The sequence below is a fragment of the Paraburkholderia unamae genome, from assembly GCF_003096875.1.
In the GTDB taxonomy this organism is placed as follows: Bacteria; Pseudomonadota; Gammaproteobacteria; order Burkholderiales; family Burkholderiaceae; genus Paraburkholderia; species Paraburkholderia unamae.
Genome location: NZ_QEOB01000011.1, coordinates 125,524 through 149,357, shown reverse-complemented (window position 1 = coordinate 149,357; position 23,834 = coordinate 125,524). Strand labels below are relative to the sequence as shown.

The 23,834-nt window shown below is 66.6% G+C and carries 18 protein-coding genes; 3 read left to right on the top strand and 15 right to left on the bottom strand.

The window, feature by feature from the left end:
* Nucleotides 1–30 precede the first annotated feature (30 nt).
* From C7402_RS23145 to C7402_RS23090, 12 genes are all read right to left on the bottom strand, one after another.
* Nucleotides 31–1,416 (bottom strand): DUF1329 domain-containing protein, encoded by a 1,386-nt coding sequence (locus C7402_RS23145; RefSeq protein ID WP_112174205.1) that lies wholly within the window; start codon nucleotides 1,414–1,416, stop codon nucleotides 31–33.
* 223 nt (nucleotides 1,417–1,639) lie between these two features.
* Nucleotides 1,640–3,358, bottom strand: coding sequence for a class I adenylate-forming enzyme family protein (locus C7402_RS23140; protein WP_116612275.1), 1,719 nt, complete (start codon nucleotides 3,356–3,358; stop codon nucleotides 1,640–1,642).
* A gap of 22 nt (nucleotides 3,359–3,380) precedes the next feature.
* The gene (locus C7402_RS23135; protein WP_116612274.1) at nucleotides 3,381–4,529 is read right to left on the bottom strand and encodes an acyl-CoA dehydrogenase family protein; all 1,149 of its coding nucleotides are present in this window, start codon (nucleotides 4,527–4,529) and stop codon (nucleotides 3,381–3,383) included.
* Between the two features lie 10 nt (nucleotides 4,530–4,539).
* Nucleotides 4,540–5,715: an acyl-CoA dehydrogenase family protein gene (locus C7402_RS23130; RefSeq protein ID WP_116612273.1), complete on the bottom strand. Its 1,176-nt coding sequence runs from the start codon at nucleotides 5,713–5,715 to the stop codon at nucleotides 4,540–4,542.
* Entirely contained in the window at nucleotides 5,708–6,859 is a 1,152-nt protein-coding gene (locus C7402_RS23125) for an MBL fold metallo-hydrolase (RefSeq protein ID WP_116612272.1), read from the bottom strand. Before C7402_RS23125 ends, C7402_RS23130 begins: the two co-directional genes overlap by 8 nt.
* Nucleotides 6,860–6,869: 10 nt before the next feature.
* Nucleotides 6,870–8,717 carry a long-chain-acyl-CoA synthetase gene (locus C7402_RS23120; protein WP_116612271.1) on the bottom strand — a complete coding sequence of 616 codons (1,848 nt, stop codon included), beginning with the start codon at nucleotides 8,715–8,717 and terminating at the stop codon, nucleotides 6,870–6,872.
* A 29-nt stretch (nucleotides 8,718–8,746) separates the two neighbouring features.
* Entirely contained in the window at nucleotides 8,747–9,916 is a 1,170-nt protein-coding gene (locus C7402_RS23115) for an acyl-CoA dehydrogenase family protein (RefSeq protein WP_112174211.1), read from the bottom strand.
* A gap of 20 nt (nucleotides 9,917–9,936) precedes the next feature.
* Nucleotides 9,937–11,115 carry a lipid-transfer protein gene (locus tag C7402_RS23110; RefSeq protein WP_116612270.1) on the bottom strand — a complete coding sequence of 393 codons (1,179 nt, stop codon included), beginning with the start codon at nucleotides 11,113–11,115 and terminating at the stop codon, nucleotides 9,937–9,939.
* 34 nt (nucleotides 11,116–11,149) lie between these two features.
* A complete protein-coding gene (locus tag C7402_RS23105; protein WP_112174213.1) occupies nucleotides 11,150–11,563 on the bottom strand; it encodes a MaoC family dehydratase in 414 nt (137 codons plus the stop codon).
* Nucleotides 11,541–12,674, bottom strand: a complete 1,134-nt coding sequence (locus tag C7402_RS23100; protein ID WP_116612269.1) for an acyl-CoA dehydrogenase family protein — start codon at nucleotides 12,672–12,674, stop codon at nucleotides 11,541–11,543. Before C7402_RS23100 ends, C7402_RS23105 begins: the two co-directional genes overlap by 23 nt.
* Before the next feature lie 10 nt (nucleotides 12,675–12,684).
* Nucleotides 12,685–13,653, bottom strand: a complete 969-nt coding sequence (locus C7402_RS23095; protein ID WP_425273798.1) for a bifunctional MaoC family dehydratase N-terminal/OB-fold nucleic acid binding domain-containing protein — start codon at nucleotides 13,651–13,653, stop codon at nucleotides 12,685–12,687.
* A gap of 61 nt (nucleotides 13,654–13,714) precedes the next feature.
* Nucleotides 13,715–14,494 carry an SDR family oxidoreductase gene (locus C7402_RS23090; protein ID WP_116612267.1) on the bottom strand — a complete coding sequence of 260 codons (780 nt, stop codon included), beginning with the start codon at nucleotides 14,492–14,494 and terminating at the stop codon, nucleotides 13,715–13,717.
* A 244-nt stretch (nucleotides 14,495–14,738) separates the two neighbouring features.
* Here C7402_RS23090 and C7402_RS23085 point away from each other — a divergent pair, with 244 nt between their 5' ends.
* The gene (locus C7402_RS23085; protein ID WP_112174217.1) at nucleotides 14,739–15,524 is read left to right on the top strand and encodes an enoyl-CoA hydratase; all 786 of its coding nucleotides are present in this window, start codon (nucleotides 14,739–14,741) and stop codon (nucleotides 15,522–15,524) included.
* Nucleotides 15,525–15,566: 42 nt separating this feature from the next.
* On the opposite strand, the gene C7402_RS23080 is transcribed toward C7402_RS23085, so the two are convergent.
* Complete coding sequence (locus tag C7402_RS23080) at nucleotides 15,567–16,352, bottom strand: SDR family oxidoreductase (protein ID WP_112174219.1); 786 nt, start codon at nucleotides 16,350–16,352, stop codon at nucleotides 15,567–15,569.
* Between the two features lie 184 nt (nucleotides 16,353–16,536).
* On the opposite strand from C7402_RS23080, the gene C7402_RS23075 reads away from it, so the two are divergent.
* Nucleotides 16,537–18,600, top strand: a complete 2,064-nt coding sequence (locus tag C7402_RS23075) for an NADPH-dependent 2,4-dienoyl-CoA reductase (RefSeq protein ID WP_116612266.1) — start codon at nucleotides 16,537–16,539, stop codon at nucleotides 18,598–18,600.
* 97 nt (nucleotides 18,601–18,697) lie between these two features.
* Here C7402_RS23075 and C7402_RS23070 read toward each other — a convergent pair whose 3' ends face one another.
* Both C7402_RS23070 and C7402_RS23065 read right to left on the bottom strand, forming a co-directional pair.
* Nucleotides 18,698–20,452 carry an alpha-galactosidase gene (locus C7402_RS23070; protein ID WP_133254533.1) on the bottom strand — a complete coding sequence of 585 codons (1,755 nt, stop codon included), beginning with the start codon at nucleotides 20,450–20,452 and terminating at the stop codon, nucleotides 18,698–18,700.
* A 315-nt stretch (nucleotides 20,453–20,767) separates the two neighbouring features.
* On the bottom strand, nucleotides 20,768–21,535 hold the full coding sequence (locus tag C7402_RS23065; protein WP_112176215.1) for an SDR family oxidoreductase: 768 nt from the start codon (nucleotides 21,533–21,535) through the stop codon (nucleotides 20,768–20,770).
* 151 nt (nucleotides 21,536–21,686) lie between these two features.
* Between C7402_RS23065 and C7402_RS23060 the strand changes: the two genes are divergently transcribed.
* Complete coding sequence (locus C7402_RS23060; protein WP_244314910.1) at nucleotides 21,687–23,813, top strand: oxidoreductase; 2,127 nt, start codon at nucleotides 21,687–21,689, stop codon at nucleotides 23,811–23,813.
* Nucleotides 23,814–23,834 lie beyond the last annotated feature (21 nt).

The window sequence follows — 23,834 nt, the reverse complement described above, 5'->3', positions numbered from 1 at the left end:
TGCCGTGTCTCCTCCTTGTTATTGTCGTGATCAGTTGCCGACTGAACGTAGCGCTTCAGGCGTGAAGTCGGCGGTGCGCAGGTCGCCCTTGTTCAGAACCGGCCCCTTCTTCGCTTCCTGGAACAGGTTGTAGGCCACGTAGCCGCCCGAATTCAGGTCGTAGTAGAAGGCGTTGCCCGCTTCCCACGCGTCCATGTCGTAGGCGTAGTAGTAGTCCTGCTCAGCGTGCTTCCACAGCTCGCCACGGGCGTCGTAGTTGTCGGCGATCACGGCATGCCACGTGTCCTCGTCGAGGTAGAGCATGCGTTTCTTGTAGATATGGCGATAACCGGGCTTCAGATCCGCTTCGACCACCCACACGCGGCGCAGCTCGTAGCGCATGTAGTCGGGATTGGCGTGGCCCGGCTTGATCAGGTCCGCGTACTTCACATCGCCGGCGTGCAGCTTGTACGTGTTGGCGGGGATGAAGATCTCGCGCTTGCCGATCAGCTTGAAGTCGAAGCGTTCCGGCGAGCCGTTATAAAGGCGGTCTTCGTCGATCATCAGCAGCCCGGAGGTGCCGCCGATCGGCTGATCGAAACCGAACTCGGGAAGCTGGCGCACGCGCCGCGTACCCGGGTCGTAGCTCCACGCAAGGCGCTTGCCCTTCGAGAAGTCGATCGGCTCCTGGGACACCGAACCGTTGCCGTACTCACGCGTGGGCAGCAGCGTGAGCGCCATGCTGTAGGCCTGCACGTTGCCTTCCACCGGCTGACCGAACAGCGCCGGATTGTTGATCGGCGCGAGGTTGATGTTGTTCTGGCGGCCCCACGTGATGCCACCCGACGGATTCACGACCGCGATGTCGTGCAGGTTCGATTCGGTCCATGCGCGCGTGGGGAACGTTTCGTTCATCAGCGCTTCGGAGCCGTTCTTCGGAATGGGGAACGGCACCGCGCCATAGACCCAGTCCGCCACGCCCATGCCGTTGTTCACGAGTTGCCCCGTGAGCGCGTTCTTCTTCGCCGCCGCGCACACCGCGTCGCTATAGCGGAAGTCGCGCCGCCCCTGATACACGGGCATGCGATACGTCTTGGGATACTTCGCGAACATCGCCTTCTGGCCGTCGGTCAGATGGTCCGCGTACTGCGCCATGTTTTGCGCGGTAATCGTGAAGATCGGCTTGTCGTCGGGATACGGGTCGACGATATGCTCGCCCACATTCGGCTTGTAGCTGAGGCCCGGCGGCGTGCCGAGCCACTTGCCGCTGAACGGCGGGATCGTGCCGTCCTTGTTGCCGGCCTTCTCCGCGCCCACGCAGGTCAGATCCTTGCCGAGCCGGTCCGCCTCTTCGGGCGACACCTTTGCCGATATGTGAACCGATGTCATCAGCAACGCCGTCGCTGCAAGCGGGACCCACCACATCACTCTCTTCATCGTCGTCTCCAGTAACGGTGAACTATCCAAACAGGTGTTCGCATTCTTGGACGACGAGGGAAATGCTCCATCGTCTATTGAGACTAGGCACGGACCCCAGCGTGACAAACAGGCCTTGAAAACAGGGATGAAACCGTTTTCAACGCGGCTTCATACGACAAAAAAAAACCGCCCGTGAAGGGCGGCGTGAGTGGCGTCGATAAGGCGCAATTACGGCATTGCGCTAGCTCGCGCGATAGCTTTCTTTTAGTTCTCCCTTGAGTAATTTTCCGGCCGGGTTGCGCGGCAACGCCTCGCTGCGCAGGTACACGTACGAGGGCGCCTTGTACGCGGCCAGATGCGCGCGCACGTGCTCGCCTATCGCCTCGGCACTCAACGCGCTGCCCTCCTGCGTCACGACCACGGCCGCCACGGCCTCCCCCGCCTTGTCGTCGGGTACGCCGAACACCGCAGCCTCGCGCACCTCCGGGTGCTGCATCAGGCACGACTCCACCTCCGCCGCCGCGATCTTCTCGCCGTTGCGGTTGATGACGTCCTTGATGCGGTCGACCACGTAGAGTTGTCCATGTGTGTCGACATAGCCCACGTCGCCGGTGCGCAGCCATCCATCGGGCGTGAGCGCTTCCGCCGTGGCCCCCGGATTGCGCCAGTATTGCGACATGAGCGAAACGCCGCGCAGCCAGATTTCGCCGGCATCGCCGCTCGCGCACGTCTCGCCCTGTGCGCTGACGATGCGTACCTCAATGATCGGCGACACGACGCCCGAGCATCGCGGGTTGAGCCGGAAGGCCTCGCCCGAAGCACCCGCGCCCACGCCGTTCGTTTCCGTCATGCCGAAGCCCACGCCCGCCAGCCGGTCCGTGAAGCTCGTCAAGCGCTCGATGGTGCGCTGGGGCAAACCCGCGCCGCCCGCGCCGAAACCGCTCAGGCTGCGCATCACTTCAGGGTCGGCGATGCCGGGTTCCTCGAGCAGCTGCATGAGCATGGAGGGCGCGCCGTTGAACTGCGTTACGCGCTCCTCGCGGATCAGGTCGAGCGCGCGCACCGGGTCCCAGCGATGCATCAGCACGAGACGCCGCCCGTGGCGCAGCGAAGCGAGCAATTGCGCATGCAGCCCGCTCACGTGAAAGAGCGGCACGGCCATCAGCGTGGTCGGCGCGAAACCGCGCTGGATCATCGCGCCGATCATCGCGGGCGAGCTTTTCGCCGCCACCGCGCCGATATAGTCGAGATTGAACAGCGCCTGGCACACGGCGCGCTGCGTCGACAGCACGCCCTTGGCGCGGCTCGTGGCGCCCGACGTGAACAGCAGCAGCGCGGGGTCGTCGGGGCCCACGTCGGGCGACACACCGGCCGCGCGCGGCTGCGCCGCTTTGCCGGAGGCTGCTGCGAGCAGCGCCTTCATCGAATGCACGCCGCTGTGCGGCATCGGCTCGGCATCGGCCAGCACGATCTCGCAGCCGGGCACGCCCGGCTCGCCCTCCAGGCGCTTGAAGCGGTCGAGGTCGCACACCAGCACGCGCGGCTCGATCTGTTGAAGCGCGTCGAGCAGTTCTTCGCGCATGCCGAAGCTGTTGACGGGCGCAGGCACCGCGCCCAGGCTCGCCACGGCCGCAAACGCCACGGCCCACTCGGGCCGGTTGCGCATGGCGATCGCCACGCGCGTGCCCGCGCGCACGCCGAACTGCGCGGCGAGCACGGCAGCGAATGCATCCACGGCCGCGTAGAAGCGCGTGAACGACCAACGCTCGCCCTCGTACACCATGAACTCGCGCTCGCCGTGCGCGCGGCCCGCGTCGAGGAATTCGGGCAGCGTGCGCGGCGCGTGGCGATACACCTTCACCGTGCGCCCGTCGAGGCGTGCTTCGTCGAGTTCGAACGGCGCGCCCGGCGCCGTCATTTCCTGCTGGCATCGCGCCAGCACGTCAGCAATGTCATCCATAGCGATATCGGAGTGTGGCGGACTAGAAGCCCTTGAGCGCGGCGTAACGGCTGCGATGGAACGCGCCGTCGCCGAACGACTGCTGAAGGGTCCGCGCGCGCTTGAAGAAGAAGCCCAGGTCGAGCTCGTCGGTCACGCCAATGCCGCCGTGCATCTGCACGGCTTCGTTGAGCGCGCGCTCGCCCACATCCGACGCGCGCGCTTTAGCGAGGCTCGCCAGCAAGGCGATGTCCTCGCGCGTGGCCGAGGGACGGTCGAGCGCCGTGAGCGCCGCCGCCACGCAGCTATCGAGCAACTCGATCTCCACGTAGAGGCGCGCGGCGCGATGTTGCAGCGCCTGGAACGAGCCGATCGGCACGCCGAACTGCACGCGCTCCTTGAGGTAAGCCACGGTGCGGTCGAAGGCTTCGCGGATCACGCCGAGCAATTCGGCCGCCGCGGCAATGCGGGCCCGGTCGAGCACGGCGTCGAGCGGGGCGAAGCCCTCGTCGATCGCGCCGATCAGCGCATCGGCGCCGCAGCGCACCGCGTCAAAGCGCACGCGCGCCGCATTGCGGCTGTCGATCATCACGGTACGTTCGATCGTCACGCCCGCGCTGGCCGCATCGACGAGAAAGAGGCTCACGCCATGACGATCCCCCGGTGCGCCCGAGGTGCGCGCGGCGACGATGAACTGCGCCGCGACATGGCCGTCGAGCACGAACCATTTCTCGCCGTCCAGCCGCCACGCGCCGTTTTCCTCGCGCGCGGCCAGCGCCACGGTGGCCGGATCGTGACGCGGCCGCTCCTCCAGCGCCAGCGCCAGAAGCGTCTCGCCGCGAATCACGCGCGGCAGCCAGGTATCGCGTTGCGCCGCGCTGCCCGCTTCGGCAAGCAGGCCGCCGCCCAGCACGACCGTGGACATGAGCGGCAAGGCCGCGAGCGTGCGGCCCGTTTGCTCGAACAGCGCGCCAAGGCCCTTATAGCCGAATTCGAGGCCGCCATACGCCTCCGGAAAGACAGCGGCCGTCCAGCCCATGTCCACCACTTCGCGCCACAGCGAAGGCACGTAGCCTTGCGCATCGTGCGTGTCGCGCAACTGGCGCAGCACGCTCACGGGCGAGCGCGCGCCCAGAAATTCCCGCGCGGTATCGCGCAACAGACGTTGTTCTTCGTTCAGCAACAGGCTCATGGTTTCTCTCTCACGCCGGCAGGCCGAGGACGCGCCTCGCGATGATGTTCAACTGGATCTCGCTCGACCCGCCCGAAATCGTGTAGGTTTTCGAGAGCGTCCACGAATGGCTGATCTCGCGCTCCAGCCCGCTGAACGCGTCGCCTTCCCAGCCGAGGCCCCGGTGGCCCATCAGTTGCATGAGCAGTTCGTACTTCGCGCTTTCCTGCTCGGTCTGCACGAGCTTCATGATCGACGAAGGCCCGCTCACGTCCTCGCGCGCAATGGCCTGCTCCGCCACGCGTTGGTGCGTGAGCGAAAACGCGTGCGAATCCATCAGGAGTGCTGCGAGACGGTCGCGCCAGACGGGCGCTTCACCCGCATCGGCAAGGTACAGCCGCGCGACTTCGAGCGCGTCGTGCGAAGGCGCGCCGCCTTCGGTGAACTTCGACATGGCCGCGCGCTCGTGCTTGAGCAACGATTTCGCCACGCTCCAGCCCTTGTTCAGACCGCCCACGACATTCGCGAGCGGCACGCGCACGTCGTCGAAAAACACTTCGCAGAAGCTCGACTTGCCGCTAATGAGTTCGATCGGCTTGACCGTCACGCCCTTCGCGCGCATGTCGATGAGCACGAAGGTGATGCCCTCCTGCTTCACGGCCTCGAAGTCGGTGCGCACGAGCGCGTACATCCAGTCGCCCTTGTCGCCATACGAGGTCCAGATTTTCGAGCCGTTGATGACGAGCTCGTCGCCCTGCTGGCGCGCGGAGGTCTTCAGGCTCGCGAGGTCGGACCCCGCATTCGGCTCGCTGAAGCCCTGGCACCAGCGCTGCGAGCCCTGCGTGATCGGCACGAGGTGTTCACGCTTTTGCGCTTCGGTGCCGTATTCGAGCAGCACGGGCCCGAGCATCCACAGCCCGAGGTTGTATTGCGGCTGGCGGCAGCCGAGCCGCGACATCTCTTCATCGACAATGCGGGCGCGCGCGCGGTCGAGGCCGCCGCCGCCATACTCGGCGGGCCAGCCCGGCGCGAACCAGCCGCGCTCGCGCATGCACTCGAACCACACGCGTTGATCTTCGGTCGCGAACGCGATCTGCGTGCCCGCCCATACCATTTCGTCCGCCGTGATCGGCTTGCGCATCGACGGCGGACAATGCTCTTCGAGCCAGCGCCGGGTTTCGGCGCGAAACTGTTCCAGGTCAGCCACAACGTGTCCCCATGTTTTTTGTTTGCTCCACCGCGCCGCCGCCGCTCCTGGCCACATCGGCCGCGTCGGCCAGATCGAAGCGGTAGACGCCCTCGGCGTCAAGCCGACGCGTCACGCGCCCGTTAAAACGCAGCCACGACAAATGCGCGATCGTTTCTCCGAGCGCCAGAAAGCGGTCCATCGCGCTGCGCAGGTTCCTGAACAGCGCTTCCATCGCTTCGAGCGTCGTGCAGCCCGGCTGCCGCGCGATGAACGCGGTGAGCTGCTCCAGTTGCCCGTCGTGATGGTCGCGCAGCGATTGAACCCGCGCATGCACGCCGCGAAACACGCGCTGATGCGAAGGCAGCACGAGCGTGTGCGGCGCGAGCGTGGCGAGCCGGTCGAGCGAGTCGAACCAGTTTTGCAGCGGGTCGGCTTCGGGCTCGGCGGGCGTGACCTGCACGTTCGAGCTGATGCCGGGCAGCAACTGGTCGCCGGAAATGAGTATAGCCTCGTCCTCGCAGTACAGGCACGCGTGCTCGGGCGAGTGGCCCGAGCCGACCACCACGCGCCAGCGCCGCGCGCCGATATGCAGCACCTGGCCGTCGTGCAGGCGCGTGAACGCGGGCACTTCCTTCGGCATGAACGGGTCGCGCAGCAGCGCTTCGTGCATTGCGTGGCCCGTTTCGACCGGCACGCCCGCGCGCTGGAGAAAGCGCGCCTGGGCGGGGCCCGGCTGCTGCGGCAGCGGCTGATACGTCATGCGCATCATGTAGTACTCGCCGAACGTCATGTAGAGCGGCACGTCGAAGCGTTCGACGAGCCAGCCCGCGAGGCCCGCATGATCGTAGTGGAAATGCGTGCACAGCACGGCCTTGATCGGCAGGCCTTCGAGTTGCTCCGCCGCCACGCGCTCCCAGATCGCCTTGGCCGCGTCGGTATGCAGCCCCGTGTCGACCACGATCCAGCCGTCGTCGTCGCGCAGCAGATAGACGTTGATATGGTCGAGCGGAATCGGCATGGGCATGCGGATCCACGCAATGCCCGGCGCGATTTCCACGCGGCTGCCATCGCTCGCCGGCGGCTCGAACGGATACTCGAGCTGCGCGGCCGCGCGGCCGTTATGGGTCAGTCCCGACGTGCTGCGTGCAGCGGCCTCTTCCATCGCTCTCTCCTCAAGTTCCGAGCGCCCGGGCCACCGCCTCGGGCGTGAGCGGCACGTAGCGAGCCGCTTTTTCGTCACGCACGTAGAGCGGATCGGCGATCTGCCCTGCGTCGTAGCCTTCGCGTTGCAGATCCACCTTGCGCAGCTTGAACGTGGTCGTGAGGTCCGGCACCGAAGCAATGCGGATGAAGAGCGGCGCCGCGTAGCGCGGCACGCGCTCGCACGTGAGCCGGTAGAACGCCTCGGCGTCGAATGCGCGGCCGGGCTGCATCACGATCGCCGCCATGCCCGCGCGGCCCTCGAAACCCGGCACCTGCACGCCATATACCGCGATCGTCTCCAGGCCCGGATAGTCGCCCAGGCTGTCCGCGACTTCCATCGTCGAGACGTTCTCGCTTTTCCAGCGATACGTGTCGCCGATGCGGTCCACGAAGTAGCAGTAGCCTTCTTCGTCGAAGCGCAGCAGGTCGCCCGAGGACCACCAGCTGTCGCCCTGGGCGAACACGTTGCGCAGGATCTTGCGCTCGGTGGCCTCGCGCGAGGTGTAGCCTTCGAAGCGGCCGCCCATCACGTCGGGCATGTCGATGATCATGCCGATCGCCTCGCCCACTTCGCCGGGCGCGCACTGCACGAGAAAGCCGTCCGGTCCGCGCACGTGCGCGTCGTTCTCCACGTCGTAGCGGGCCACGCGCAGGTTCGTCATTTCCCAGAACGGCACGCGGCCGCACGAGCCGATGCGATTGTCGAGATTGATGGTGTTCGTGTTGGCTTCCGTCGATCCCCATCCCTCGTAGATGTCGAGTTCGCCGTAGCGCTTCACGAACGCGTCCCACACTTCCAGCGACAGGCCCGCACCCACGAGCGTGCGCAACGTGTGGTCGCGATCGTTCTCGCGCGGCGGCTCGGTGAGCAGATAGCGGCAAATCTCGCCGACGTACTGGCAAATGGTCACGCGATGGCGCCGCACGTCCTGCCAGAACTCGCGTTTGCTGAACTTGCGGCGCAACACGATGCTCGCGCCCGCGGCCCACGCGGTCGCGCCCGCCGAAAGCGAGGCCGCGCCGTGATAGAGCGGCAGGAAGCAGTAGAACACGTCGTCGGGCGTCACATCCATGGTGACCTGCATCACGTCGCCGGTAATGAGCCAGCGCGCGTGGCTCAGCACGGCCGCCTTCGGCAAGCCCGTGGTGCCCGACGTGAAAATGTAGACGGCCGGCGTTTCGCCAACCGTGCCCTCGCGCCACGAGGCGGGCGGATTGTGCTCCGCAAGGCCGGGCGCGTGAACGTCGAGACGCTTCGCGCGCACGTCGGCGGCAGGAGCTACGGCGACCATGCCCGGGTCCGGCACGACCCACCACACGGAACCCGCAACGGGTTCGATCGACGCGAAACTGGCGAGGCACTCCTCGCCGATCAGCACGTGGCGCGCGCCGGTCGATTCGAGCGCGTGCGCGAGCGGCGCGCCGCTCACGTTCGTATTGAGAAACGCCACCGTTGCGCCGAGCTTCGAGAGGCCGAGCCACAGGAAAAAGAACTCGGGCCGGTTTTCCACGGCCAGCGCGACCACGTCGCCGCGCTTCACGCCTTCTTCGTGCAGCGCATGCGCCACGCGGTTGATGAGCGCGTTCGCCTGGGCGTAGGTGTAGCGCTCCTCGCCATAAATGAGGCACGCACGCCCGGCATGGCGCTCGGCGCTTTCTTCGATGCGCTCGGCCGTACAGTACGTTTGCGACGCGCGATGGCGCGCCGCGGCCGCGTTGCGGCGGTTGAGCTTCGCCTGGGTCTCCTCGCGGGTCGGCCACGGTCCGCGAGCATCACGTGCATCGCGCGGCGCGCTCCCGGTTACGCTTGAACTCATGTTTTGATGTCCCCTCTGTTCCGATGGTGTCAGCGCGCCGTGCGCGGCATGCGCAAGCCGAACTGCGCGATCAGTTCGCGCTGCAATTCGTTGGTGCCGCCGCCGAAGGTGAGCAGCGTCGCGGCGCGCGCTTCATACTCCAGCTCGCCAAGGAGCAGCGCCGCCGACGAACCCGCGCGCACGAGCGCGCTGCCGCCCACGACCTCGCACAGGCCGCGCATGACTTCGATGGCGCTTTCGCTGCCGTACACCTTGGTGGTCGAAGCGAGCGCCACGTCGAGCCGCCCCGCTTCGAGTTCGGCCGCAATGCGCAGGTTGATGAGCCGCATCGCTTCGAGCCGCGCATAGCACTGCGCGAGCGTGCGCTGCACCCAAGGCAGGTCGAGCGCGCGAAAACCGCGCTCGTCGCGCGCGCGGGCCCAGCGCAGCACACGGGCGAACGTGCCCGCCACCTTGTCCGACCACGTGCCGAGACCGAGCCGCTCGTGATTGAGCTGCGCAGTCATCAACTGCCAGCCGCCGTTGAGTTGGCCCACCAGCATGTCCGCCGGCACTTCGACGTTGTCGTAATAGGTCGCGGCCGTCGGGTTCGACACGGTCTTGATGACCGTATGCGAAAAGCCCGGCGACGTCGTATCGACGATCAGCAGCGAAACCCCTTTGTGCCGCGCTTCCTGCGCGCCGGTGCGCGCCGCGAGCCAGATGAAGTCGGCCGCTTCCGCCCCGGAGGTCCAGAGCTTGTTGCCGTTGACGATGAAGCGCTCGCCGTCCTGCGTCGCGCGCGTTTTGAGCGTGGCGAGGTCGGAGCCCGCGTCGGGCTCCGAGTAACCGATTGCGAAGATGATCTCGCCCGCGGCGATGCCGGGCAAAAAGCGCGCTTTCTGCGCGGGCGTGCCGTAGGCCATCAGCGCGGGGCCCACCGTGCTGATCGTGACGAACGGCAGCGGCGCACCGGCAATGTTGGCCTCCTCGAAGAAGATCAACTGCTCGGTCGCGCTATATCCCTGACCGCCGTACTCCTTGGGCCAGCCAACGGCAAGCCAGCCGTCGCTGCCCATCTTGCGGATCACGCGGCGAAATTCATCGCCGCCTTCCGCGCCGCGCAAGCGCAGGCGCAACTCGGGCGTCATCAGGTCGTTGAAATAGTCGCGCACCTTGATGCGCAACGCGTGCTGTTCCGGGCTCAGGTCGACGAACATGGAAAGGCTCCCTTGACGCTTCAGGCGTCGCCGAGAATCAGCGCGCTCGTGGGCACGCCGGTTCCCGCTGTCACGAGCACGTTATGCACGCCCTCGACCTGGTTCACGGCGCTCCCGCGCACCTGGCGCACGCCTTCCGCAATGCCGTTCATACCGTGGATATAGGCTTCGCCAAGCTGGCCGCCGTGCGTATTGAGCGGCAAGCGCCCGCCGCGCTGATGATGGCCCGCGCGAATGAAGTCCTTCGCCTCGCCGCGTTTGACGAAACCGAACTCTTCGAGCTGCGGCAACACGAACGGCGTGAAGTGGTCGTAGATCACGGCGGTCTGGATGTCGCTCGGCGCAAGCTTGCTCTGTTCCCAGAGCTGGCGCGCGACGAGCCCCATTTCCGGCAGCCCCGTGATGTCGTCCCGATAGAACGACGTCATGATCTGCTGGCCTTCGCTGATGCCCTGCGCCGCGCCCTTGATGATCACGGGCTTTTGCTTCAGGTCCCGCGCGCGATCGGCCGACGTGATGACCATCGCGACAGCGCCGTCCGATTCCTGGCAGCAGTCGAGCAGGCGCAGCGGTTCGCAGATCCAGCGCGAGCGCTGATGGTCTTCGAGCGTGATCGGCTTGCCGTAGAAGAACGCATTCGGATTGGTCGCCGCGAAGTCGCGCGCGGCCACGGAAATGCGGCCGAAGTCCTCGCTCGTCGCGCCGTAGGTGTGCATGTAGCGGCGCGCGAACATGCCGACCCACGCCGCCGGCGTGTGAAAGCCGTGCGGCATGTACCAGCCGTAGTTCACGTTCTCGAAGAACGGCGTCTCGCCAAAGCCGTAGCTGCCCGAGCCGAAGCGATACCACGAGCGTTCGTTCATGGCGCGATAGACCACGACCGTCTTCGCGACGCCCGAGGCCACGGCCATGGCCGCGTGCATGACGGGCGCGCAGGCCGCGCCGCCGCCGTGCGGAATCTGCGAGAAGAACTTCACCTCGCGTGCGCCGAGCAGGCGCGCGATTTCGTACTCGGGCACCTTGTCGACCGAATAGGAACAGAAACCGTCGACTTCGGCCGGGTCGATGCCCGCGTCGTCGAGCGCCGCGAGCGTCGCTTCCATCGCGAGGCGCAGCTCCGTGCGCCCGGACTGCTTCGAGAATTCGGTGGCGCCAAGACCCGCGATCGCCGCGCGGCCTGGCAGGATTGATCTGCTCATGGTTAGTTATCCTTGCTGAGCCGTTTAACCTGCGTTAAGGCAACTGCACGCGCACCGTGCCGGTCACGTGATTGCCCATCGAATTGCGGCCCTTGAGCGTGACTTCCACGGTACGGTCGTCGGCGCGCTTGTCCGTCACTTCGCCGCTGAAGGTCATCGTGTCGCCGGGATAGTTCGGCACGCCGAGCTTGATCTTCACGGAGCGGAAAGCCGCTTCCATGCCCGCCCAGTCCTCCACGTAACGCTGCACGATGCCGTTGGTCGTGAGGATGTTCATGAAGATGTGGGGCGAGCCGAGCGCGCGCGCCGCATCGAGATCGTGGTGGCCGGGAAAGTAGTCGCGCGTCGCGATCGCGCCGCCCGCGACGAGCGGCACGGTGATGGGAATGGCGAGAGCCGGCAGCGCCTCGCCCGGCTGTACGTCGTCAAACCGTCTGGTCTTCTGCATGGTCGTATTTCCAGCCCAGTGTGTCGTGATTCGCGAGCCAGTCGCCCAGCTTCGCAAGGTTGTGTTCCGCTCCGCCGAGCGCGAGGCCAAGCACGCGGCTCCAGTAGAGGAAGCGATGAATCGGGAAGGTGATGTCCACGCCGATGCCGCCGTGGACGTGCTGCGCCATGTGGCCCACGCGATGCCCTGCTTCACAGGCGAGCCAGCGCGTGGCCCAGCCCTGCGGCAGCGCGCCCTGGCCGGCGTCGAGCCGGTAGACGAGTTGCGCGAGCGAAGTGCGCAGCGCCTCCACGGCGATGTGGCCGTCGGCCATCTGGCCCGCCACCAGTTGAAACGTGCCGATCACGCGGTCGAACTGACGACGCTCGCCCACGTAGTCCACGGCGCGCTCGAGTTGGCGGGCGCACACGCCCGACTGAAGCGCCGCGAGGCAGGCAATGGCGCGCGGCTCGAACCAGGCAAGCGCGGCTTCATCGAGCCACGCGCTCTCGTCCACGCGCACGCCCTCGAACTTCAGGTCGGCAACCGCGAGGTGATGCTGGCTCACGCCGGGCGTGATGGAGATCGCCGCGTCCGCGAGATCGACGAGCACGAGACGTCGCACGCCTTCGCGTTGCGCGACCAGCAAGGCCCGGCTCGCCTGCGCGCCGAGCGGCACGGCCGGTGCGAGACCGTCCAAACGCCATGCATCGCCGTCGCGGCCGGCTTCGAGGCACGCCCGCCCGAACACGCTGCCTTCGAGCGACACCGTGACCAGCTTCTCGCCGCTCACGGCTTCGGCCAGCCACTGTTCATGCGCCTGCGCGTCGCCAAAGCGCGCGATCGCGGCAAGCGAAAGTTGTTGCTCCCACAACGGCACGAGTGCGAGCGCACGCCCTTGTTGCTCCAGCACCGCGGTCAGTTCGGTGATGCCCAGGCCCAGGCCGCCCGCCTCTTCGGGCACCACCATGGTCGTGAGTCCCATCGCCGTGCATTGCGCCCACAGCTCGCGCATGAACGGTTCGTCGCCCAGATCGAACGCGCGCAACTGCTCGTCGTCGCCATAGTCGGCGAAGAGCGTCTGCGCCGTCTGCGCGAACGCGTGCTGGTCTTCGCTCAAGGAGAAGTCCATGGCCCTCTCCTCAAGCGCTCGCGAGCGGCCGGAACTGCGGCAGCACGAGATCGCCTTCGAATGTGTTGAACTCGACCTGCACGGCCTGCCCGATCGTCACCTCTTCGGGCTTCACGCCCACGAGTTGCGCGACGAGGCGCGTGCCCTCTTCCAGTTCGACGAGCGCCACGGGGTTCGGGTACTCGAACGGCGGCACTTCGGGGTAATGCATCACCACGAACGAGTACACCGTGCCGCGCCCCGAAGCAGTCACCGTGTCCCACTCGAACGAATGGCACGACGGGCACACCGGCCCCGGTGGATGACGCAGCGAACCGCACGACTTGCAGCGCTGGATCAGGAGCTTGCCCGCCTTCGCGCCTTCCCAGAAGAAGCGCGTGTCGTCGCTCATGCCGGGTGCCGGACGTGCCGGCGTTTTGGGCTTTTCAGCGGCAGCGGCGTCCTCTTTGGTGTGCACCTTCGCCGGCCGGAACTTGAACACGCGGAACAGCAGGCGCCCGACTTCCTCGTCCGCGCCGTCGTTGCCTGCGGCCTGCGCGCAATACGTCATCACGAGCGTGACGAAGTAGCCGGTGCCGAGCGCCGTGACTTTTTCTTCGCTGATCGAATCGAGGCGCGTGGTGTAGTAGAGCTTTTCGCCCATGCGCACGTAACGGTCGAACTCCAGCTCCGAGTTCACGGCCACGACCGACGCATAGCCCTGCGCCTCGATCAGCTTGAGCGACTCGTAGGGATTCTCGTCGGTCGAGCCCGGCGGATAGTTGTTCATGTACAGGCCCGGTTCGCACCAGGGCTGCAACATCGTGGGCGGCGACACCAGCGCGCCGTGCACGGAAGCGGCCGCGGCCGCCTCGTCGGTGTAGACCGGGTTGGTCACTTCCATGATCTCGCACCACTGGCGGATCATCGGCGCGTTGACCGGGTCCCATGCGTACACGCGGCCATACTCCTTGCCGACGAGCGCACGCACTTCGTTCATCCATTCATGTTCAGCCAAAGCCTCGCTCCTTCTTCTGATAGTGCCGACGCGTGCGTGCGCGTCAGGATGTGCCGGACCGCGCGGCGGCGAGAAACGCCGGACGCTCGCCGCCGCCGTGCAAAAGCAGATTCGTGCCGCTCAGATAACTCGCCTCGCCGGAGGCCGCGTAAAGACACGCCGCCGCGATGTCCGCGGGCAGCGCGAGACGGCCGGCGGGAATCGTGCTGCTCACGGCCGCAATGCCCGCTTCGTTGCCGTAGTGCAATTCGGCCTGTTCGGTGCGCACGAGCCCGGGGCTCACGGCCACCACGCGCACCTTGGGCGCCCACTCGACCGCCAGCGACGAAACCAGGCTGAGCACGGCCGCCTTGGCCGCGCCATAGGCGGCCGTGCCGGGCGACGGGCGCAGCGCGCTGATGCTGCCGATGAACACGATCACGCCGCCGCTTTCCTGCTGCTGCATGACCGCGTTGGCGGCCTGCGCGAAGTTCAACGGCGCGATGAGGTTCAACCGCAGCACGCCTTCGTGAAAGCGCGGCGAGGCCGTGGCGGCGTCGGCGGGCGGGCTGCCGCCCGCGTTGTTGATGAGCACGTCGAGGCGGCCGTGGCGCGCCGCGATCTGCGCGATCAGCTCGCGCACCGCGTCGGCGTCGCGCACGTCGCACGCGGCGAACTCGGCTCGCGCGTCGCCCGACGCGGGCAACTGCTCCGGCGCCGTGCGGGCGCAGACGATCACGCGCGCACCGGCCGCGAGAAACCCTTCGGCGATGCCTCGCCCGATGCCTTTGGTGCCGCCCGTGACGAGCACGACACGTTGGTTGAACTGCGCAGATTGCGACATGCGATACGCCCCATTGCTGTGTTGCAGACCAATTTAGGGCAATCGCCGCAGCGCAAATACGTCCAAAAGGACGATGCCCTGGACGGGCCGAACTCGCGTCCGCACCATGAGCCGACTCGCTCTGCACGACTGTTTTTCTGCCGCGTGGACAGGCCACCGAGGTGCGTCTGAATGGACGATGCGCGCCGTGCGGCGGCGCGCGAGCATCGCCTGAGACTGACTACCTATCGCGAGACTTAACACCGTGTCCCACACCGAATCTCAGGAATTGCTCGTCGAATACCCCGAAGAGGGCGTGGCCGTCGTGCGGCTCAATCGCCCGCAGGCCACCAACGCATTGAGCCTTTCCTTGCAGGCCGCGCTGTCCGAAGCCTTCACCGCGCTCAGCGCCGACGAGCGCGTGCGCGCCATCGTGCTCACGGGCGGCGACGAAGTGTTCGCGGCCGGCGGCGATATCCGCAGCCTTTCGGATGCGGGCCCGATCGACATCCTGCGCCGCCACACCGAGCGCGTGTGGGCGCCCATCGAGCGCTGCCCGAAGCCCATCATCGCGGCTGTGTGCGGCTACGCGTTCGGCGGCGGGTCGGAGCTGGCCATGCATTGCGACATCATCATCGCGGGCGAAGGCGCGAGCTTCGCGCAGCCCGAGATCCGCATCGGCATCATGCCAGGCATTGGCGGCACGCAGCGCCTCGTGCGCGCCGTCGGCAAGTTCAACGCCATGCGCATGCTGCTCACGGGCCGCCCCGTGAGCGCGCGCGACGCGCAGATCATGGGCCTCGTGAGCCTCGTGGTGCCCGACGCGCAGGTGGTGAGCGATGCGATTGCCATGGCGCGGCAGATCGCGGCCATGCCGCCGCTTGCCGCCATGCAGATCAAGGAAGTCGTGCTGGCCGGGGTCGATGCATCGCTCGAAGCGGCGTTGATGCTGGAGCGCAAGGCCAATCAACTGCTGTTCGCGACGCGCGACCAGAAGGAAGGCATGCAGGCGTTCGTGGAAAAGCGCAAGCCGAAGTTCGAGGGCCGATGAACACGCGCTCGGGCGGCACGCAAGCCGCCCGAGCGAACAGGCTTAAAACGCCGTGGGACGCGCAAGCGCGTCGATGCCGCCGTCGATCACGAGTTGCGCGCCGTGAATATAGGCCGCCTGCTCGCCGAGCAGAAAGCCGATCAGGCCCGCGATTTCACCAGGCGCGGCGCGGCGCGGAATGGGCGCGACGAAATCGCGGATCAGTTGTCCGAAGCGCGGGTCGTCGAGGCCGCGCTGCAATAGCGGCGTCTCGACCGCGCCAGGCGCCACCGCATTGAGGCGCACACCGGCATCGGCCCATTGCTTGACACGCTGGCGCACCGCCACGGTGAGCGCGTTCTTCGAACCCGCGTAAGCCCCGTGACCGGCGCGATCGCCGAGCGCGGCGAGCGTGGCCGCGACCGCTTCCTCGTCGTGCGCGGACAAGGCCGCGGCAAGCGGATTCTTCTCCCACGTGATCTGCGTGGACGCCACCGACGACACGACCACGGCCGCCGGACGCCCGCCGGACGCGGCGCGCGCGCTCAGCGCCGGCAACAGGCCGTCGAGCAGATCCACCGCGCCAAAGTAGTTCACGCTGGCGATTTTCGTGGCGGGCGTGAAGTCGGAGCCGAGACCGGCGCACAGCACGAGCGAGTCCAGCGCGCCGCCGCAGGCGTCGAGCGTGGCGGCGACGGCATGCGCGCGCCCGGCCGCCGTGGAAAGATCGGCGCTGATCGTGCTCGCGCGCAGATCGATGCCGATGACGCGATGCCCCGCCGCTTCGAGCATGGCCGCCGTTGCCGCGCCGATGCCGGAAGCCGCGCCGCTGATTGCCGTTACAGGCATGGTGTTGTTCTCCGCCAGTTTGAGTTGGGTGAAATGGAATGAAACCGGGAATCGTGCTGCTCGCAATGTGCGCCCAGCCCGCGCGCGCGGCCACCTTCAAACGGACGATGCCGCCCGCGCGACGCGCCCTCTACCCTGTACGCTCCATCCTCGCTACGGGCCGAACCGTCAGGCTGCGCACTCCATGTCCATCTTGCATCCGCTTGCGCCCGGTGCGCCATCCGAACAAACGGCAAGCCCGTATCCGCACCTGCTCGCGCCGCTCGATGTCGGCGGCATCACGCTGCGCAACCGCGTGATCATGGGCTCGATGCATACGGGGCTCGAAACGCTGCCCGATCGCTTCGAACAACTTGCCGCGTTCTACGCGGCGCGCGCGCAAGGCGGCGTGGGACTCATCGTGACGGGCGGCGTGGGCGTCAACGCGCAGGCGCTGGGCGCGGGCGGCCCGGACGAATCGCTCGCGAGCGCCGACCTCGAAGGCCACCGGCACGTCACGCGCACGATCCACGACGCCGGAGCGAAAGTGCTGTTGCAGGCGCTGCATATCGGCCGCTACGATCATTCGGGCGGCGGCGTCGCGCCTTCGGCGATCCGCTCGCCGATCGGCCGCGCCGTGCCCCACGCGTTGACCGGCGCGCAGATCGGCGCGCTCATCAGCGACTACGTGCGTTGCGCGATGCTTGCCGCCGAGGCGGGCTACGACGGGGTCGAGGTGATGGGCTCGGAGGGCTACCTCATCAACCAGTTCATCGCGCCGCGCACGAATCACCGCAGCGACGCCTGGGGCGGCACGTTCGACAAGCGCATCCGTTTCGCCACCGAAATCGTGCGCCGCATACGCCGCGCGAGCGACGCGCGCTTCATGGTGATGTTCCGCCTTTCGATGCTCGATCTCGTGGAGGACGGCAGCACGCGCGAAGAAGTGATCGCGCTCGCGCAGGCGCTCGAAGCGGCGGGTGTCACGCTCATCAACACGGGCATTGGCTGGCACGAGGCGCGCGTGCCGACCATCGCGACCTGCGTGCCGCGCGGCGCGTTCGCGGGCTTCACGCGGCGCGTGCGCGAAGCCGTGAGCGTGCCCGTGGTCGCGGCCAACCGCATCAACACGCCCGACGTTGCCGAAGCGATACTCGCGCGCGGCGACGCGGATCTCGTTTCGATGGCGCGGCCCCTGCTTGCCGATCCCGATTTCGTCGCGAAAGCCGCCGTGGGGCGCGCCGATGAAATCAACACCTGCATCGCCTGCAACCAGGCCTGCCTCGATCACACGTTCAGCGGGCGGCGCGTGAGTTGTCTCGTCAACCCGTTCGCGGGCCACGAGCGTGATTTGCCGCTTGCGCCCGCCCCGCGCAACAAGCGCGTGGCCGTGGTGGGCGCGGGGCCGGCCGGACTCGCCTGCGCCGTGACGGCTGCGCGGCGCGGTTACGCGGTCACGCTGTTCGAAGCGGCGCCGCGCATTGGCGGGCAGTTCAATCTCGCTTGCCGCATTCCGGGCAAGGAGGAATTTCGTGAGACGCTGCGGTATTTCAGGCGTCAGCTTGACTTGACCGGTGTGAATGTGAGGCTTGCGCGGCGTGCGGGCGCGGGTCATCTGAAGGGCTTCGATCATGTTGTGCTCGCAACCGGTGTGGTGCCGCGCGCACCGAGCTTCGACGGGCTCGATCATCCGAGTGTGGTGAGCTATGCCGATGCGATCACGGGCGTGAAGGCCATGGGTCGGCGTGTGGCGATTGTCGGTGCGGGGGGGATCGGCTTCGATGTGGCCGAGTTGCTCACGCATTCTGTTGCGCAAGACGATACTGTTTCGGAGTACTTCTCACAGTGGGGTGTGGATGCTGGCGGTGCGGCGCGTGGCGGCTTGATCGAGCCCGAGGCCAGGACGCCCGCGCGTGAAGTCTGGCTGCTGCAACGTAAGGCGGGCGCCGCCGGTGCGGGGCTCGCCGTCACGACGGGGTGGATCAGGCGCAGCGTCGTCAAGCAGCGGGGCGTGCATGTGCTTTCGGGCGTGGAGTATGTGCGTGTTGATGATGACGGGCTCCATTTGCGTGTCGATGGCCAGGCGCGTGTGCTGGCGGTCGATCATGTCGTGCTTTGCTCGGGGCAGGAGTCGCGGCGCGATCTGGTGGCGCCGCTCGTGGCTTGTGGGATCGAGCCTGTGGTGATTGGCGGGGCTGATGTGGCCGCTGAGATTGATGCCAAGCGCGCGATTGAGCAGGGGACCGTTGTGGCTTTGGGGTTTGATTAGGGCTGGGGGCGATGATTGACAACGCTGGGTGGCGCAATGGCGCGGCCAGCACGCTCGCGGCGAAGTCGCCCACTTGCTCAGGAAACCCCGTTTCGAATCACGGCCATGGGCACTGACCGGCCGCCCCCTGCGCGATGACAAGCGCCGTGGCCGCGTTCATCGTGTGAGAGCCGGACGGCACCACGTTACAGAACGGGTCGTACCAGCTCCCCGAAGAAGCGGCGGGAATCGTGACCGTCTGCGAGGCGACGGCGCAGCCCGTGCCGTCGTACTGACACACTGGATTCATGTAGACCCAGCCGTTGGAGTACTGCCTGGAGCACACCCCCTGGTTCGCGCCGTTGACCCAGCCGCACTCGCCCGTCGGTGGCGTAGCATAGGGATTGACGGCGGGAGGCGGCGCAACCGGCTTGCCCATCGGCAGCGCAGGCAAACCGCTGATAGTCAGGCTGACGTTTGTGCCGGCAATCGTCGGCAATTGACTCACCGTAATGCTGGTCGAGCCGGGGACTGCCGTTATCAGAGTGCCGGCCGGCAGCCCGGTTGCAGTAACGCTTTCTCCTGGCGCATAACCAGCGGTGCTCGGGATATTGGTGATCGTCTCGCTTGACGCAGACAACGTGCCGCTCGTAGTCAGGCTGACATAGCCCCCCATTGAAGGCGGATACGGTTCCACCGCTCTCGACGAAATCTGGCCCGCGAACAGAAAGTGCTGATCACTTTGCGCCGCAAGGAGTGTCCACGCCATCGCATACGATTCCTCCTCCGGCGTGATGGCGTCGGTATCGTGGCCATTCAGGTAACTGATTGCGCCATAACACTTTTGCGTCGCATTGTCGGCGTTGTACAGATTCGCCTCGAACAGGCCATCAATCATGAACCCGTTATACCAGTCGTTAGCGGCTGTCGCCCCCTGATGCTGCGGTACGTTCTCCGCGACGACGCCACTCACCGAATTCGCCAGGTCAACCCAGGCTGGGCCGCCTTGATACGCCAGATTCGCAACAGTCGAAAGCCCAGCTGCCTTCGCCTGCGCGCTCAGAAACCGTATGTACTTGAGATTCGCGGCCGTCCAGGCGGGATCGCCGGCTGACGTGTATTGCGCAACAAAGACTCCACCACAAGCCGGACGTAAGGCAGCCGGACACGGCGCAATCGTACCGCTGTAGTGACCCGTCTGATACACCGCACTGTTGTTGATGTTGCTCGTGCTGACATTGTCGAGCGAAAGCGCCTGATAACCCGCGGCGTGGGCAGCCATCGACTGGTACATATACTGCTGCACCGCCGGGTTCGAGACGTCGACAACCGGATAGGTCGTGTTGCCAAACTCGTACATGACATTTCCGTCCGAGCCGTACTCGATCCAGTCGGGGTGGTTGTAGTACAGCCAGTCGAGTTGTGTTGCGTTATATCCACTTGCACCGCTCCAGTTCGTCGGCATGAAGTAGAGGCGGTAAGCAGGCGCATATGACATGGAATAGACGCCCGGTAGCGCACCGAAACCCGACGACCACCTGGCGCCAACGCGCCCCACCAGACTCAGTTGATCGGCCTGCGACGCGGGCCCGAATACTTGAAGAAAGTTGACGCCGGAACTCACGCCGACTATTGAAACTGGCATGTAATCCTGATCGTTTTCTGCCGTCGCCGCAGTGGTCGACACCCCGGCAGACGATGCCACGGGCGTGGAGGCAGCGGGTTGGGCAGATGCAGTCGCCGTGCTCGTACCGCCCCCAGCCGATCCACCACACCCGCAGATGGCCGCGCACGTCAGTGCAAGCGTGAAACGAGATCCCATCGCACTGAAAATATTGCCGAGGACGACAGCATCCGGGAACCGTATCTTCATCTCCCCCCCCGATCCAATAGGCTTGCCTGGCAGACCAACGGTTTTCCTGTCTACCGTTAACGACACGCTGCCTGAAGACTTGAGAGTGGCAGGACACAGGCACGCGATAAGTTCGGTGACGAACTATCGAGAGGACATGGCAGAAATGAAATTCCGTCAGAAAATCCCTTCAGATAAGCGATTTTCTTTCCATCGTGAGTCAGCGACCGCGCAAAGACTGTGCCCAGAAAAATGAATGGCGATGAAGACGCTATTCAGCGAAAACAAAAGAATCGGAATGCTTATTAATTTCTCAAATGAAGCTAAACGAAACAATCAAAACAAATCCGCCCGCATCCCCGCATCACACCCGCCATCGGCAAACCACACACTCCCATGCACGAAGCTAGCATCAGCCGACAACAAAAACCGTATCACCCTCGCAATCTCAACAGGCTCAGCGGTCCCCCCTAAAGGCGGCACAAACGCACGAGCCCGCGGCCCGAGCACCGGGTCTTCCAGCGCCGCGCGATGCAGCGCCGTATCCACCGGCCCAGGCGCCACGGCATTCACCCGCACCCCTGCCGCCCCCCACTCCCGCGCAAGCCGCCGCACGCGCACCGCGAGCGCGCGCTTGCTACAGCCATAGCCCGCATAGGGGTTCTCAGCTTCATCGGCAAGACGGCAAGCCAGCGCCTCATCCCCATCGAGGCACGCCACTTCGACCGGATGCCCGCGCCAAGGCCCGCTGGTCGCGGAAACAGAAGCAACGGCCACCGCCGCCGCCCGCTCCCCTTCGCGCAACAGCGGCAACAGCCCGTCCATCAGCGCGACCGCGCCAAAATAGTTCACCGCCACCATGCGCGCTGGCGGGCGCACCGTCCCGCCCACGCCGGCCGCACACACGAGCCCATCGAGCCGCCCGCGCGCAAGACGCGCCACCTCGGCGAGCGCATGCGCGCGCCCCGCCTCGCTGCCGAGATCGGCGATCACTTCCGCGTCGTGCAGATCGATGCCGATCACCTGCGCGCCCTCGCGCCCAAGTTCCTCGCGCAGCGCCGAGCCAATACCGCCCGCCGACCCCGAAACCGCAATCACAGTCATGCCGGTTATCCTCTCGCTATTGACGACGTCTGCCAGCATCGTGCCGCCCGATGTGCCCCGATACGTCCAAACGGACGATTGTGGCAACGGCCGCGCGTTAAACAATCAGGGGGAGCAGCGAACTCACCCCGACCCTATCGACGGAGACAGCGTGACCCACAATCCCTACGCCCCCTTGCTCGAAGCCGGCCGCATCGGCACGCTCGAGCTGAAGAATCGCCTCGTCATGGCGCCCATGGGGGACAACTATTCAACGCCCGACGGCTTTTGCACCGAGCGCGTGCAGGCGTACTTCGAGGCGCGCGCGCGCGGCGGCGCAGGCCTGCTCATCATGGGCGCCTGTGCGGTGGCGTACCCGGCGGGCGCGTCCGAGCCTTTCCAGGCGGGCCTCTCGCGCGACGACTTCATTCCGGGCCTCGCCGCCCTCGTCGAGCGCGTGCACCGCCACGGCGCGAAGATCGCCGCGCAGTTGCAGCACGCGGGCAAGACCGCCACGCGCGACCTCGCCGACGGCCGCGAACTCTGGGTGCCGTCGGTCCCGCCGCCCAACATGCCGAACATTTTCGGGGCGCTCACCGACCAGGAGATCGCGAGCTTCGTGAGCGGCGCGGGCAAGAACAAGCCGCGCCTGCGCGTGATGGATCGCGCCGACATCGAGCAGATGATCGAGTTCTTCGCGAGCGCGGCGGCGCGCGCCAAGGCAGCCGGCTTCGACGGCGTCGAGGTGCATGGCGCGCATACGTATATCGTCGCGGGCTTTCTTTCGCCCTGGTACAACCGGCGCGAGGACGAATACGGCGGCTCGCTCGAAAATCGCGCGCGCCTGCTCATCGAGATAATCCACGCGATCAAGGCGCGCACCGGCAACGACTACCCGGTGTGGGTGCGCCTGGACGGCACCGAACTCAACACGCCCGGCGGCATCACGCTCGCCGACGCCGTGGCCACGGCGAAGCTCGCCGCCGCCGCGGGAGCGGACGCCATCAGCGTGTCGGCGTACTCCACGCTCAAGCGCGGCTCCGACTTCACCGAAGCGCCGCTCACGCAGCATCCCGGCGCCTTCGTCGAGTACGCGAAGGCCGTGCGCGCCGCCGTCGACGTGCCCGTGATCGCGGCGGGCCGCATCGAAGCCGACGAAGCCGGCACGGCCATCGCGGCCGGCCACTACGACTTCGTCGCACTGGCGCGCAAGATGCTCGCCGACCCCGAGATCCCCATCAAGCTCGCCGCCAACCGGCCGCAGGACATCCGGCCGTGCATCTACTGCTATGCGTGCGTGAGCGAGATTTTCGTGAACCGCCCCGTGAAATGCGCAGTGAACGCGCAAACGGGCCATGAGGACGATGCGGCGCTCGTTCCCGCCACAACGCCTGGCCACGTGCTCGTGGTCGGCGGCGGCCCGGCGGGCATGGAGGCGGCACGCGTGGCGTCGCTACGCGGCCATCGCGTGACGCTCGTCGAGCGTGGCGAGCGGCTGGGCGGCACGCTCTTTTTCGCGGCGCTCGCCTATCCGGAGAACGGGCGGCTGCTCGATTATCTCGTCGCGCAGATGAATCACCTGCCCGTCGAGGTGAGGCTTTCCACCGCCGCCACGCCCGAACTGGTCGCGCAGTTGAAGCCGAGCGCGATCGTCGTCGCGACGGGCGCGAAGCGCGCGGCCCCGGCCATTGCGGGCGCGACGCAAAAGCACGTGTGGAGCGGCGACGAACTGCGCCGCCTGATGACCAACGACGACGCCCAGCCCATCGCCCAGGCCAAGCTGAGCTTCGCCGAGCGCGCGCTCTTCAAGGCGGGCGGCGTGCTGCGCGTGACGAACAGCACGGAGGCGCTGCAAGGGCTCTCCAAGCTCTGGATGCCGCTTGGCAAGCGCGTGGTGATCGTGGGCGGCGGCCTGGTCGGGCTCGAACTCGCAGAGTTTCTGCTCGCGCGCGGCCGCACGGTGACGGTGCTCGAAGAATCGGGCAAGCCGGGGGCCGAGCTTTCCATCGTGCGCCGCTGGCGCGTGCTCGAAGCCGTCGAGGAGCATGCGAAGGTCGAACGCCACGCGCGCGTGCAGGAAATCACGGCGAACGCCGTGCGCTGGGTCGACAAGGACAACGTGGAGCACCTCGTCCCCGCCGATTCGGTCGTGCTCGCCACGGGCGCGCAAGCCGACGACGCCGTCGCGCGTTCGCTCGCGGGCTGTGGCGTGCCGCTGCATACGGCGGGCGATTGCGCGACGCTCGGTTATATCGAAGGGGCAATGCACAGCGGGCATCGCGTCGGGCGGCTCGTGTAGCCGCGCGTAAAAGCAAGGGGG

What these genes read in the sequence shown, in the direction of transcription:
- C7402_RS23135 (WP_116612274.1), bottom strand. Translation starts at nt 4,529, where the DNA reads ATGAGCCTGTTGCTGAACGAAGAACAACGTCTGTTGCGCGATACCGCG.
- C7402_RS23120 (WP_116612271.1), bottom strand. Translation starts at nt 8,717, where the DNA reads ATGAGTTCAAGCGTAACCGGGAGCGCGCCGCGCGATGCACGTGATGCT.
- C7402_RS23105 (WP_112174213.1), bottom strand. Translation starts at nt 11,563, where the DNA reads ATGCAGAAGACCAGACGGTTTGACGACGTACAGCCGGGCGAGGCGCTG.
- C7402_RS23070 (WP_133254533.1), bottom strand. Translation starts at nt 20,452, where the DNA reads ATGAAGATACGGTTCCCGGATGCTGTCGTCCTCGGCAATATTTTCAGT.
- C7402_RS23145 (WP_112174205.1), bottom strand. Translation starts at nt 1,416, where the DNA reads ATGAAGAGAGTGATGTGGTGGGTCCCGCTTGCAGCGACGGCGTTGCTG.
- C7402_RS23075 (WP_116612266.1), top strand. Translation starts at nt 16,537, where the DNA reads ATGTCCATCTTGCATCCGCTTGCGCCCGGTGCGCCATCCGAACAAACG.
- C7402_RS23100 (WP_116612269.1), bottom strand. Translation starts at nt 12,674, where the DNA reads ATGGACTTCTCCTTGAGCGAAGACCAGCACGCGTTCGCGCAGACGGCG.
- C7402_RS23080 (WP_112174219.1), bottom strand. Translation starts at nt 16,352, where the DNA reads ATGCCTGTAACGGCAATCAGCGGCGCGGCTTCCGGCATCGGCGCGGCA.
- C7402_RS23090 (WP_116612267.1), bottom strand. Translation starts at nt 14,494, where the DNA reads ATGTCGCAATCTGCGCAGTTCAACCAACGTGTCGTGCTCGTCACGGGC.
- C7402_RS23125 (WP_116612272.1), bottom strand. Translation starts at nt 6,859, where the DNA reads ATGGAAGAGGCCGCTGCACGCAGCACGTCGGGACTGACCCATAACGGC.
- C7402_RS23065 (WP_112176215.1), bottom strand. Translation starts at nt 21,535, where the DNA reads ATGACTGTGATTGCGGTTTCGGGGTCGGCGGGCGGTATTGGCTCGGCG.
- C7402_RS23140 (WP_116612275.1), bottom strand. Translation starts at nt 3,358, where the DNA reads ATGGATGACATTGCTGACGTGCTGGCGCGATGCCAGCAGGAAATGACG.
- C7402_RS23095 (WP_425273798.1), bottom strand. Translation starts at nt 13,653, where the DNA reads ATGAACGAAGTGCGTGCGCTCGTCGGCAAGGAGTATGGCCGCGTGTAC.
- C7402_RS23110 (WP_116612270.1), bottom strand. Translation starts at nt 11,115, where the DNA reads ATGAGCAGATCAATCCTGCCAGGCCGCGCGGCGATCGCGGGTCTTGGC.
- C7402_RS23115 (WP_112174211.1), bottom strand. Translation starts at nt 9,916, where the DNA reads ATGTTCGTCGACCTGAGCCCGGAACAGCACGCGTTGCGCATCAAGGTG.